Origin of the sequence: Mycobacterium noviomagense (assembly GCF_010731635.1) — a bacterium.
Lineage (GTDB): Bacteria > Actinomycetota > Actinomycetes > Mycobacteriales > Mycobacteriaceae > Mycobacterium > Mycobacterium noviomagense.
Genome location: NZ_AP022583.1, coordinates 503,812 through 516,587 on the forward strand (window position 1 = coordinate 503,812; position 12,776 = coordinate 516,587).

The 12,776-nt window shown below is 64.9% G+C and carries 11 protein-coding genes; 7 read left to right on the plus strand and 4 right to left on the minus strand.

Annotation, left to right across the window (positions count from 1 at the left end; translation table 11 throughout):
- Positions 1-2: 2 nt before the first annotated feature.
- The 3 genes from G6N15_RS02105 (at position 3) to G6N15_RS02115 (ending at position 2,860) form a co-directional block, all read left to right on the plus strand.
- Positions 3-986, plus strand: a complete 984-nt coding sequence (locus G6N15_RS02105; RefSeq protein ID WP_083085199.1) for a hypothetical protein — start codon at positions 3-5, stop codon at positions 984-986.
- Positions 983-1,765, plus strand: coding sequence for an alpha/beta fold hydrolase (locus tag G6N15_RS02110; protein WP_083085039.1), 783 nt, complete (start codon positions 983-985; stop codon positions 1,763-1,765). The genes G6N15_RS02105 and G6N15_RS02110 overlap by 4 nt, the downstream gene beginning before the upstream one ends.
- An 87-nt stretch (positions 1,766-1,852) precedes the next feature.
- The gene (locus G6N15_RS02115) at positions 1,853-2,860 is read left to right on the plus strand and encodes a zinc-dependent alcohol dehydrogenase family protein (RefSeq protein ID WP_269473719.1); all 1,008 of its coding nucleotides are present in this window, start codon (positions 1,853-1,855) and stop codon (positions 2,858-2,860) included.
- A 306-nt stretch (positions 2,861-3,166) separates the two neighbouring features.
- On the opposite strand, the gene G6N15_RS02120 is transcribed toward G6N15_RS02115, so the two are convergent.
- Positions 3,167-3,637 (minus strand): MarR family winged helix-turn-helix transcriptional regulator, encoded by a 471-nt coding sequence (locus tag G6N15_RS02120; protein ID WP_083085034.1) that lies wholly within the window; start codon positions 3,635-3,637, stop codon positions 3,167-3,169.
- 98 nt (positions 3,638-3,735) lie between these two features.
- Here G6N15_RS02120 and G6N15_RS02125 point away from each other — a divergent pair, with 98 nt between their 5' ends.
- From G6N15_RS02125 to G6N15_RS02140, 4 genes are read left to right on the plus strand one after another with little or no spacing between them, the layout of a single operon-like run.
- Complete coding sequence (locus tag G6N15_RS02125) at positions 3,736-4,641, plus strand: isocitrate lyase/PEP mutase family protein (protein WP_232070326.1); 906 nt, start codon at positions 3,736-3,738, stop codon at positions 4,639-4,641.
- Positions 4,641-6,044, plus strand: a complete 1,404-nt coding sequence (locus G6N15_RS02130) for a 3-isopropylmalate dehydratase large subunit (protein WP_083085028.1) — start codon at positions 4,641-4,643, stop codon at positions 6,042-6,044. The genes G6N15_RS02125 and G6N15_RS02130 overlap by 1 nt, the downstream gene beginning before the upstream one ends.
- Positions 6,041-6,691 (plus strand): 3-isopropylmalate dehydratase small subunit, encoded by a 651-nt coding sequence (gene leuD / locus G6N15_RS02135; RefSeq protein WP_083085026.1) that lies wholly within the window; start codon positions 6,041-6,043, stop codon positions 6,689-6,691. The genes G6N15_RS02130 and leuD overlap by 4 nt, the downstream gene beginning before the upstream one ends.
- A 1-nt stretch (position 6,692) precedes the next feature.
- Positions 6,693-7,277, plus strand: a complete 585-nt coding sequence (locus G6N15_RS02140; RefSeq protein WP_083085023.1) for a carboxymuconolactone decarboxylase family protein — start codon at positions 6,693-6,695, stop codon at positions 7,275-7,277.
- Positions 7,278-7,630: 353 nt separating this feature from the next.
- Here G6N15_RS02140 and G6N15_RS02145 read toward each other — a convergent pair whose 3' ends face one another.
- The 3 genes from G6N15_RS02145 to G6N15_RS02155 form a co-directional block, all read right to left on the minus strand.
- Entirely contained in the window at positions 7,631-8,899 is a 1,269-nt protein-coding gene (locus tag G6N15_RS02145) for an alpha/beta fold hydrolase (RefSeq protein WP_083085020.1), read from the minus strand.
- A 70-nt stretch (positions 8,900-8,969) separates the two neighbouring features.
- Entirely contained in the window at positions 8,970-11,591 is a 2,622-nt protein-coding gene (locus tag G6N15_RS02150; RefSeq protein WP_083085017.1) for an AAA family ATPase, read from the minus strand.
- Entirely contained in the window at positions 11,588-12,745 is a 1,158-nt protein-coding gene (locus G6N15_RS02155) for a metallophosphoesterase family protein (RefSeq protein WP_083085014.1), read from the minus strand. Before G6N15_RS02155 ends, G6N15_RS02150 begins: the two co-directional genes overlap by 4 nt.
- Positions 12,746-12,776: the final 31 nt, after the last annotated feature.

Below are 12,776 nucleotides of genomic sequence, written 5' to 3' on the forward strand. Positions count from 1 at the left end.
ACATGCCGATCGCACCTGTGCCGGCGGTCACGCTGACACCTGTGGCCCACTTCCCGAAGAACTACTTCTTGGAGAACCTCGCCATGCGCGCCGACGGCTCCACCCTAATCACCGCGGTGCTGCAGAAAGAACTCTGGTACGTCCCGCCCGCGCAGCGTGGATCGGTGGTCGACCCTGTGCTGATGTGCCGTTTCGACCACCCCGTGACCGGGATCGTCGAAATTACTCCCGATTTGTTCGTCATCAGCCTCACCGAGGCGTACACGACCCACGAATCCTCGCTCGTGCGAATCGATCTCACCGCTTGGAGTCCTGGCCAACCCGTCACCGCGAAGACCATCTTCCGATTCGACGAGCGCGCTCGCGGACTCAACGGCACCTGCGTTCTCGGGCCGGGAGTGTTGGCGATCGCCGACTGCTTCGCCGGCCTGATCTGGCGGGTCCACCTTGCCGACGACGCGCGCAGCGCCACCGCCGACGTGTGGTTGACCCACGACACCATGGCTTTCGACCCTGACAGCGACGTCCCGCCACCACCGCAGCCCGGCGTCAACGGCGTGCACTACAGCCCCCGCACCGGCTACCTGTACTACACCTCCACAGCGCAGAAAGTGTTCATGCGCGTTGCCGTCAACCCCTCCACGCTGGAGCCGGACGGCCAGCCAGAGTTCGTCGCCGCGATCGACAACACGGATGATTTCTGCCTCGACGACGAGGCCGGGTTTGCCTACGTCACCCGCCACCGCGCCAACACCATCGACCGGGTGCCGCTGCAACCTGACGGCGGCAGCCAAGTCCGTCACCTCATCGGCGACCCGTTCGACGAAGCACTCATCGGACCGTCGAGCGCGTCGTGGGGACGCCTTCCGAGAGAGCATGGCCGAGTTTTCTACGTCACCACCGACGGCGGTACCACCGCCCCTCCAAACGGCATCGTCCGGAACGCGGCGCTGCTGCGCGTCGAACTGCATCCCGACCAATCATGATCCGGCACAGCGCAATCGTCGATTCGACAACGGCTTCGATCGAAACTTACGTCGACGGGCACGGCCCGACCGTGGTAATTGTTCCGTCCTACGGCCGCGACGGCGGCGCCGACTTCGACCCACTGACCGACGTGCTCGTCGACGCTGGTTACCGGGTGCTGCGGCCCCAACCGCGTGGCATCGCCCGCTCGGTCGGCCCGATGACTGCGGTCACCTTTGAAGATATGGCTGGTGATATCGCTTGCGTGATCCACGAACTCGCCGACGGGTCCGCGGTGATACTGGGTCACGCATTCGGCAACTTCGTGGCGCGCGCAATCGCAGTGCACCATCCCGACAAGGCAGCCGCCGTCATCTTGGCGGCCGCGTCTGGGAAAACCGTTGCACCCGAAGTTGCTTCGGCTCCAATGCGTGCCGGTGATCTCTCCTTGCCGGACGCCGTCCGGATGGATGCGCTGCGCCTGGCGTTCTTCGCCCCAGAGCACGACGCCTCGCCGTGGTTGACGGGCTGGTATCCCGACACCCTGGCGATGCAGGTCGACTGTGCCCAACGCACCGAAGTCGACCGCTACTGGGCTGCCGGTGCTGCGCCAATCCTCGAGATCATCGCAGCGCTTGATCCGTTCCACATCCCTGCGCAATGGGGTGACTTGCGGGCGAACTACGGCGACCGCGTTCGCGCGACGATCATCGAGGGTGCCAGCCATGCGCTATTCCCCGAACAACCCCGAGCAGTCGCCGAAGCCATTGTGGCTTACCTGCCCTCAGTTCTTCCCTAGCGCTCGGGAATTTCGCCCGCGCATGATGGGTTGAATTGCCGGTCTGAACTGCGAACAACGTCATCAGAAAGGGATTTAGTCGTGCGTGTGTACCGCTTTGATCATTTCGGTGGGCTTGATGGTCTGCAATTGCACGACGAACCCGTCCCGTCGGCTCAACGTGGTGAATTACTGCTTAGAGTGCGAACGGTGTCTCTGAACTACCGCGACATCGCCATCCCATTGGGCCGCTACGTGCGCGACAGCAAAACCGGCCTGGTGCCATGCAGCGACGCCGCCGCCGAGGTGATCGAAGTCGGTGAAGGTGTGGACGATTACCGTCCGGGTGACCGCGTCATCGGGGCGTTTCATCCGCGCTGGTTCGGCGGTCCGCTACCGGCTACCGCGAACACCGAAAGCTACGGCAACGGCCAGGACGGATGGCTAGCCGAATACAAAGTGATCTCACGGGAATCGGTCGTAAAAGTCCCGACAGCATTAACCGACGAGCAGGCCGCCACACTGCCTTGCGCTGGCGTCACGGCCTGGAATGCGCTGGGCGGTAGGTCGCCGATTCGGGCCGGCCAAACAGTGCTGACCTTGGGCTCGGGCGGCGTCTCGATCTTCGCGCTGCAGCTGGCGAAGATACTCGGTGCCCGGGTGATTTCAACAACGTCAACCGACGAAAAGGCCGAAATTTTGGCCAGTTTGGGAGCCGACGACGTCGTCAACTACCGTGCCAACCCCAATTGGGGTGAGCAGGTGCGTGAGCTGACCAACGATCGAGGTGCAGACAGAGTGGTCGAGGTGGGCGGCCCGGCCACCATCAACCAGTCACTGCGGGCGGTCGCCGCGGACGGCGAGGTGTCACTGATCGGCTTCCTCAGCGAAGACAATCCCGGCGTCGACTACTTCCTGCTCAAGGGTACGGGTGCAACGACGCGATCCATCACCGTCGGCGACCGGACCCACCTTCAGGATCTGGTGCGGGCCGTCGTTGCCACCAAGCTCGAGCCGGTCATCGACGAAGTCTATGAATTTGCCGACGCGCGAGCAGCGTTCGATCGGCTCCGAGAAGGCAACCACATCGGCAAACTGGTAGTTCGCGTCGGCTGAACCCAGATGAGCCGACAGCTGTACCACAGGTCCAGCGCGATCACCATGGTTGACTTGCGAAGCGCCGTCAACCAAAAGCGCGTCGAGAGCGTCGCGCACTATGACTGACGGACCGAGCGGGTCGCGTCCTCGTCCACTACCAAGAGGCCGACGACGCCTGTTTATGTCGATTCCAAAGACGCGCAACAGATTTCGGACAGCCAATGTTCTTGTTTTGGCCTTCGGGCAAAACAGCCGACATGTTCGTTGCGCCGATCACAGAGCCCATTGCGCAACCACGCGGACTGTGCCACATAGCGGCACGACTCAGCCTGCAGCCGCATCGCCGCGATCGAGCTCGTCGCGATTGTCGAGGCCCTCGTAGGCTAGGCGGCTCATCAACTCGCCGGCCTGCTGCAGCACTTTCTGTTCACGCGGACTCAGGAAGGTGTTGATGGTGTCGCACAGCCAATCGTCGCGCCGGCGTCGATCGTCGACGACCAGGCGGCGGCCGCGTTCAGTGAGCTCGATACGCACCCGTCGGGCATCGTTGGAGTCACGCTGACGACTGATCAGCCCCGCCGCCTCGAGCGATCGCAGCGCCGCGGCGACGTTGGACGTCGTCATGACCAGGTCTTCGGCGAGTTGTCCGGGAGACACCGTTCCCTCGTTGCGCTCAATTGCGCCCAGTACCAGGGCATCCGACAGCGCCACCGGCCCAGTTTTCATCTCCCGGCGAATCCGGCGCTGCAGTGTCATCAACTGGCGGCGCAGCCGCGACGCCTCCTCGTGTTCCATCTCGAACAACCCTAGCCCCAGCCGCAGTTAATCAAGGCTGTATCTCGGCAAGTGTTGACACCTATATTTTATAGCTATATGTTATAGAGGTGATGGAGATGACTCCCATAGAAGACAAGCCGTCACGACTCAAAGAACTGTTCCTGGGACCCGATCTGGTCGTGATGCCCGGCGTGTACGACCCGATCAGCGCCAAGCTGGCTCAGCAAGCCGGGTTTAGTGCGTTGCAGTGCAGTGGCCTGGGGATCGCCGCGGTGCACTACGGCGTCCCGGACTACTCCATCGCCTCCTTGGCCGAGATGGCCGGCGCGTGCGGCGTGATCGCCCGATCGGTCGACATTCCGGTGGTGGGTGACGCCGATACCGGATTCGGCAACGCGGTCAACACGTTTTTCACGGTGCAGACCTTCGAACGCCACGGTCTCGCGGGGGTCAACTTAGAAGACCAGGTCATGCCAAAACGGTGTGGCCACCTCGTCGGCAAACAGGTCATCGACCTGGACGAGGCCGTGACTAAGATTCGTGCCGCCGCCGACGCCCGGTGTAACCCAAACTTCGTCATCACCGCCCGTACCGACTCACTGGCCGTGGAGGGCATTGACGGTGTGATCAAGCGCGGCAACGCCTATCTCGATGCCGGCGCGACGCTGGTGTTCGTGGAGGGATTGCACGCGCGGGAGGAGATCGTCGCCGCCGTTGCGGGTATCGACGGGCCGGTCGGGATCAACATCGTCGAGGGCGGCAAGTCACCGACCCATCTGACGTTTACCGAACTGCAGACGCTCGGTGTGGCCCGGGTCAGTCTGCCCGGCGCCCTGTTTGCCGCCGCGATCACGGGTATCACCGACGCACTCAACCAGATTCGTGAAGACGAGGGAACCTGGAATCTGGGCCTGCGCACAGCCAGCTTCGCCGACGTACATGGCCTCGTCGGCACGCCGCTGGTCGCCGAGCTCGAGCAGCGCTACCTCGCCGGTCTCGTGCCCAACGGTGGGAGGCGGTGATGGCACCGGAACCGCGTACGGTCTTCGACAAGATCTGGGATGCCCACGTGGTATCCCAGCTCGATGCCGACACCGCGCTGCTGTATATCGACCGGATCTTCCTGCACGAGAAGAGCGGCGCGTTCGCCTTGACCAGCCTGCGCGACGATCAGCGACAGGTCTTTGACCCGCACACCGTATTCGGCACCGTCGACCATTCGGTGGACACCCGGCCCGGACGCACCGACGCCAGCCCCCTGCCCGACAGTCAGAAATTCATTGAGGGGTTCCGAGCCGCCGCCGCAGAGGCAGGAATACCGATCTTCGATCTCGATGACGGTCGCCAGGGAATTTGTCACGTTACCTTCCCCGAGCAGGGACTAGTGCTGCCCGGCATGACGATGGTATGCGCCGACAGCCACACTGGCACCAACGGAGGGCTCGGCGCACTGGCCTGGGGCGTGGGCGTGAGCACTTGCGAGACCGCCCTGGCCTCCCAGACGCTGGCCGTCAAACGGCCCAAGACCCTGCAGGCCCGCTTCACCGGATCGCTCGGCGATGGCGTCTACGCCAAAGACCTGATTCTGGCGCTCATCGCGACCATCGGCGCCGCCGGCGCCACCGGCTACGCCATCGAGTACACCGGGCCGACCATCGAATCGATGCCCATTGAAGGCCGAATGACGCTGTGCAACATGGCCGTCGAAGCCGGGGGTTTCACCGGCATCGTCTCCCCCGACGCCGCCACCCTGGACTACCTCAAGGCCCGACCACTAGCACTTAGCGGTAGCGACTGGCAGCGCGCCGCCCGGCAATGGTTGGCACTGCGCACCGACGCCGGGGCACGCTTCAACGGCACCGTCGACATCGACGTCACCACCTTGACACCTCAGATCACCTGGGGCACCAGTCCCCAGCACTGCATCGGCATCGATGCACCGGTACCCCATCCCGACACACTGCCCGATCCCGCCGGAGCCGCAAAAGCACTCGCCTACATCGGCCTGACCCCGGGCGCGCCGATGACTACGATACCGATCGACGCCGCCTTCATCGGATCCTGCACCAACGCACGACTTTCCGATCTGCAAGCCGCGGCATCACTGCTGGCCGGACGCCACGTCGCCGACGGGGTCACCGCCATCTGCATCCCCGGGTCGACCGCGGTCAAGCGCGCTGCCGAAGCCCAGGGCATCGACCGTACCTTCATCGATGCCGGCTTTCAGTGGCGCGAATCAGGCTGCGGTTTCTGCTTCTTCGGCGGCGGCGAAGGCTTCCCGACGGGCGCGCGTGTGATCAGCTCCACCAACCGAAACTTCGAAGGCCGCCAAGGCCCCGGCGTACGCACACATCTGGCCAGCCCCGCCACTGTCGCCGCCTCCGCGCTCACCGGACACATCACCGATCCCAGGACCCTGCCATGACCGATCGATCACTAAGACACGTCGCTGGCGTGGTCGCGCCACTGCTGCGCGACAATATCGACACCGACGTCATCGCCCCTTCCCGCCTGCAGGTGGCCGGACTAGGCAAAACCGGCTACGAATCCATCCTGTTCGGCAACTGGCGCTACGACGAGAACGGTGGCGAACGACCAGATTTCATCCTGAACCAGGCGGATTACCGGACCGCGACCATACTTCTCACTGGCGCAAACTTCGGCTGCGGCAGCTCCCGAGAATCTGCCGTCTGGGCACTACGCGGATTCGGCATCAAAGCCATCATCGCCCCCAGCTTCGGGTCCATCTTCGCCGCCAACTGCTACCGCAACACCATCTTGCCGCTGGCCCTCCCACCAGACAAACACGCCCGCCTGGTCGCCGAACTACACATCGACGCCCCCGAACCACCACAAGCAGAGATCGACCTCGAACACAGCCGCCTACGCGCCACTGGAGGGCCGTGGCGCTCCTTCCCCATTGACGAACGGCCCCGCCAACTGCTTCTCGAGGGACTCGACGACATTGATGACAATCTGCGCCACCGCAGAGACATCGACACCCACCGCGCCCGCGATCAACACCTGCGCCCCTGGCTGTACCGACCCACCAACAACCGAAAGGACCAGTGAGATGCCACATCTGGACGCCTACCCGTTCACCGAATCGATCCCACTACCCACCGACGACGAACTTGGGCCGGAGACCGTAGCCTACCTATGCGACTTCGGACGCAACTATAAAGACGGGCGCATGATGCTCGGGACCGGCGGCATCGGCCGGCCCATGATCGAACTCGCCCGCGCCGTCTTTCGCGTCGACGGCGTCGATCCCAAAATTCGCGAATTCATCTGCCTGCGCATCGCCAAACTGCTCGGCGGAGTCAACCCCTGGGGCCCCAACCTCCGAATGCTCGACAATCTGGGTGCGACCGATGCAGAGAAACAGGGCATCCAAAACGACGGACCGGTCACCGGACTCGACGACGACGCCACCCTCGTCATGCTCGCCACCGAACAGATCACCAACAACACAGGGCTGCAAGACACCGCGCTGGCCGCACTCAAAGAACGCTTCGGCGACGACCTCAGCCGTCGCTACATCGCCGTCATCTGCTGGTACAACATGTTCAACCGATTCCTCGTCAGCACACGCGTTCCCGCCGAATCCGAACAAGAAATCATCGACAAAGTTGGCGACCAAACAATGCCCGCCTGACGAATCCACCCATCAGCGGCCTGTAGTCATGTTCCCACTCAGCCCTACGACCATCGACCCATGTTATTTGATCTCGATCGTGGGGTGCGTTAACCCGGTTTGGTTCTCGGACGGCCCCTCTTGGGCGGGGGGCGCCAGGTGCGTTGTCCATTGACTGTGCCGAGCGGCCCGCCATGTCTAGATGAACCGAATTTGAGCGTTGCCATCACGGACTACGTTCAGGACCAGATCGGTAAGGACACCAGTCACACGAAATGATGCGTGCATCGAACGCGGGACGCTTCAGTGGTGCCCTTCTTCGCCGCGCACGAAACCGCCGCGAAGACCCTGTAAAACTAACAGCCGCTTGAGATTCAGCGCGCCGCTAGCCGTAGGGGGGGCACCCAGCGGCCGAGGTCAGCAAGCGACACCGGCAGCCCGCCCTCCACCGCGGCTGCCACACCGAGCGCCGCCTTCACCAGCCGTAGCGCCGGGTGCACAGGGAATGCATCCAATGTCGGCGCCTGGTCGACTAGCTTCTCGAGTTCGTCAAGGCATACGGCGGAGGCGATGGTCAGCGCGGCTCGCTCGCGAGTTTCCAGCGCACTGTGACCCATCGTCGGCAACGTCAACAGCACCGCGTTCGGCAACAGCGAGGCGACACGCTCGGCTACCGCCGGCGGCGTGGTCAGATCGCGACCACCGGAGACCACCGCTGTCGGCCAGGAGAACTTCGGCAGCTCGGCCACCAGATCGAACGGCTCAGCTTCGAATGTTGCTGTGCCGGGGATTAATTCACGCATCGCCACCGCGGGGTCGAGCGGCAGTCCGTCTGGCTCGGGGGCATAATCCAGCTCGCGCAACGCAATACGGCTCACCAGGTCGATTTCGTAGCGGTAGGGCGCCTTGTGCGTGGTCATCGTGAGCACCCAGCCGAGTGCCCGCCACAGCAGTGTTCGGCCCTGCAACAGCAGATCGAGTTGGCGGTTGAGCAGCGAAGCTCCGCCGTAGCCGTACACTGCCGCAGCGAGCTGAGCGGCTGTCGGCGTCATCACGCCGGCCTCGGCGAGGCGACGCACCTTGGGGGCTATTGCGGCGGTCTCGGGGTGATCGCCGTACCACAGTACCCGCCGGATAGCGTCGCGCACAGCGGCGATGTCGTGGCGGGACAACACCGGCGAATCCAGGACCATTCCCCGCACCCGACCGGGATGGCGGACACCGACACCGGCGGCGATGTAAGTGCCATAGGACGCACCGTAGATGACAGCCGTGTCGACCTGGGCGTCGTCGAGCACCGCTGCCACGTCGTCGACCACCTGATTGACGGTGAGTGCGTGCGGCGGCAAGTCGGCACCGGAGTCGTCGTGGCGCGAGATGCCCACACCACGGTGTTCGATCATGATGACATCCAGCCCGGTGGCGGCGGCCCGCCGTCGGAACCCCTTGTACACCAGTATCGATGCGAGTCCCGGCCCACCGGGGATGATCACCAGCGGATGGCTGGTCCTCGGTCCTGTGCGCACGTAGTAGAGGTCGAACTGCTCTGCGCTGCCTGGCGAGACCGGTCGCCGCAAGGGTCGGACTCCGGGCAGGGACGCCAGTTTGTTGTGCACGCGCCGCCGTTTGGCATTCATCGTCATCGGCATCGACCCGCCATTGGGACATTCTGCCGAAATCTGTCGTCAGGCGCCGCTGGCACCCGCATGGCCGTCAAGCGCCCAACTCGATATGGTGTGCGCCCTGAACGCCGTGATAGCGAGTTGGAGTACATGTCAACACGATCAGCTGTCCGTGGGCGCCGACCATGTCGAACACTTCCCCCATCTTGACCAGGCGGTCGGGATCGGTGAAGCCCAGCGCGTCGTCGATAAGCACAGGGACCGTGTCTTCCTTTGCGACCAACGCCGCGCCCGCCAACCGCACGAGGATGCCCAGTTGCTCCTTGGCGCCGCCCGACAGCGACTCGTAGGGCACAGTGCGGCCGTCAAGGGTTCGGCTGCGAATACTCAGGTCACTGTCGACCTCGACTTCGAAACTGGGCCCGAACACAGGGCGACCGAGCCGCTGCAGTTCGGTGCGGAACGGCTCGACGTAGCGCAACCGGGTGTTGTCGCGATGACGGACCATCACCGAGCGCAACAGTTCCGCAGCACGCGCGCGGCGGCGCACCCGGGAGTATTCGGCCGCGGCATGCTCACGGCGAGTTTCGGCTTCGTCGAGCTTTCCTTTTCGCCCTTCGGTACCGAACACGGCCAGTTCCACCGCGATGTCATGCAGCGCACGGGCCGTTTCCTCGCGGTGGGTACGCAGCGTGTCGGCCGCCTCGGTGGCGTCCGCGAGTTCGGCGGCAACCATGTCCGGCGCCGCCGCATCGAGCTGGTCGGACAGGTCCGCCAGTCGCTGGTGAGCTGCTTGGGCGGACCGCAGATCTGCATCCGCGGCGGCAGCCAAGTCATCGTCGGGGCGGGATGCCCGCTGCTCGGCCAGCCGGGCGGTTGCCGCATCCAGCTCGCTCCGCTGGGTTGCCAGCTTGTCCTGCAAAACCGCTGCGCGCGTTGACGCCTCGGCTACCCGGCTGGCTGCGGCGGCCGAAACTTGGCGACACTCCTCGGAGTGCGCTAATGCTTGCCCGTAAGCCGTTTCGGCCGCGTCGAGCTCAGCCCGGGCGACCGTGATATCCACTGTGGCATCGGCTGGTTCTTCGGGCTGACCGGCACGCAACTCCGCCAGCCGGGCACGCAGTTGCTCGACATCGTCGTCACCACAGAGCGTGGTCAGCGTGGCGGTCACCTTGTCGCGGTCGCTGTGCAGTTCGCGGCGCCGCTTATCGGCGCATCGCGCCGTAGCCAGGTCGGCCACCTCACCGGCCGCTAGCGCAGCCGCCAATTCCCTTTGGGCGGCTGCATATTCGGCTTCGATGTCGCGTGCCGTGGCACCGGGGATGAATCGGGCGGTCAGCACACCGGAAACCACGACCTCGGCAGGGCCGGTCGCCGTCGTCGACCAGGTCTGCCCGGCGGATAACGGGATGCGCTGGGCGTCGGCCTCGATTTCGATGTCTGCAGCAGCTGTGAATTCGACTGTCGCCGAAACTAACTCGATTCTGCTTTTCGCCCGGTCGGCCGCTGCCGCGGCATTTTCGATGCGCTGCATGACGGCATCGGTGAGGGCTATCCGGGATAACTCCGTCGAGATCCGCTCCTGGTCGCGGTTTGCGGCGTCGATCTTGGCGAGCCGGGTGGCCAGGCCGTCGGCCTCACCACGTTCGCAAAGTTTCTCCAACACATCTCGAGCGGTGTTCAGCCGTTGTCGGGCAGCGGCCAGATCGGTGTTGGCCTGCTCGAGCGCCGCATCGGCGGCAGCGGCAGCCTCCCGTGCTGCCGCCTGTGCGTCAGCGGCTTGGCGGGCCTCGATTTCCACGGCCGCGATGGTGGTGGCGCGAGTGTCGATGTCGGCGCGCAACCGCAGCCGCTCGCTGTGCGCGGAAGCAGACGCGGTACTGGTCGCGGCGGCGGCACTGGCGAGCAGGTGGGCTTCCCGGAGTTGCTCGGTGAGCCCCGTGATGACGGCGGCGGCGGCTTGCGCGGCGCGGTGCCGCGCGTCTGCCTCCTGCTGGCGTCGGGACAACTCGGCGAGTTCATCGCTCAACGCAGCGTGCCGGCGCACCCGGTCGTCGACTTCGGCGACCGCCGCAGCGCACCGGGCAACATCCTCTTCGGCTTCGCGCAGAAGTGTGATCGCAGCGGACCACTCCCCGGTCGGACGTCCAGTCGGCGTGAAGTAGCGCGCGTACTCCGCCTCGATGCGCTCGATGAGCAGCGGCTCGGTGCCCGACAACATGGCCGCGTCACCGGCTGCCACGTCCAGCGCACGCGACAGCGCGTCACAGCCGGAGAAATCCACCGCGGCAGTCGACGTCGCCTGCAAGACCCGTTGCGCCTGCCATAGCTCGGTGTCCATGGTCTCGGCCAGCATGGCGCACACCCGCTCGTGTGCCTCGTCGCCGGTCAGCTGTTCCCGGCGAGGGGCCAATACAGTCAGCTGGGTCTCGCACTTCTTGTGGAACCGCTTGTGATAGACGAATCGATAAGGGCCCGTGCTGATCTCGGCAGTGACCTCCGACCCGACGTCGGCGTGGGTGGGCTTGACCTGCTTGACGTCTTTCTTCGTTGAGCGGTCTTTGGACTGCAGCAGCAGATCCAGCGCCTCGATCATCGATGACTTGCCGATTTCGTTGGGCCCACACACCACCACCACGCCGCTGTCGGGGAATTCGATCTCGCGGTGCGCGATGCCGCGGTAGTTCGTCAAAACCAGCCGGTGCAGTTTCACGCCGCACCTCGGTCGCGATCGGCAAGCCGCAGGAGTAGCGCCAACGCTGCCTGCGCATCGTCGGCGGCATCACCCTCGCCGGCACGGGCGGTTGCGACGAGTTCGTCGACGGCGGCGGCGGCGAACCCGCCGATGCCGAGGTCACTGAACTCACCGTCGGCCGGGGTCACGGCCAGGTCGCTATGGCGCTCCCACAGGCCCAGCCACGCGAACAGCCGCGAGTATTTGTCGAGGCAGGCGTCCAGGGCGGCGCGGTCGGTGACGGTCAATGACCCGGTCAAGGCCAGCCGCACCACCGTGCGGTCCTTGTCGGTCATCTGGTCGAGGTTCAGGTCCAGGTCGGCGATGTCGCGGTTGTTGTCGACTTGGTGGCGCAGGGTGAGGAACCGCCAGCGACCGACATGGCGAGCCTCGACGCTGACCGCCCGCTTGGGGTCGGCTTCGTCGATGTCGACGATCAGGACGTGCCCGGGATCGGATTCGACGTCGTCGAAGTTGGTGACCTCCGGTGAGCCGGAGTACCACACCCGACCGCTGCTGCCGACCGTGGTAAGGGAGTGCTTGTCGCCCAGCGCAACATAGTGGACCAGACCGCGGGTCAGCGCATCTTCCAGCGCCGCGAGCCCGATGACGGCGGGTTTGCCGGGATCGGGGTCGAGCACGTCGACGCCGCCGTGCGCGACCAGTATTCGGCTGATCCCGTCGTTCGGCACGCCGTCGAGCGCTTCGGCGACCAGGTCGGTGGTGGGCGACTTCGAGCGCCAGGGCGCGGCGACGATCTGCACGCCCGGCCGCACCTCGTGCACGCCGGCCCGGTCGAGGACGACGACGTTGTCCGGGCGTTCTGCAGTGAACAGTGCGCTGATGTACACCGACGACGCATCCAGCGGGTCGTGGTTACCCGGCAGTAGGTAGACCGGAATGCCGATGGCGCGCATGGCTTCCAGGGACTGACTGACCACCTGCGGAGACAGCTGGTTGTGTTCGAAGACGTCCCCGGCAACCACCACGAACTCCGCACCCACCTCGGCCGCCAGGGCACCCAGCCCGGCCACGGCGTCGCGGCGGGCCGCTGAATACCGCGGCTGGGCTTCCCCGGCCAGGAAGTGACGGGTCATGCCCAACTGCCAGTCGGCGGTGTGCACGAAGCGCATGGCGGTCCCGTCCTTTCTGCCTTGCCGTGCC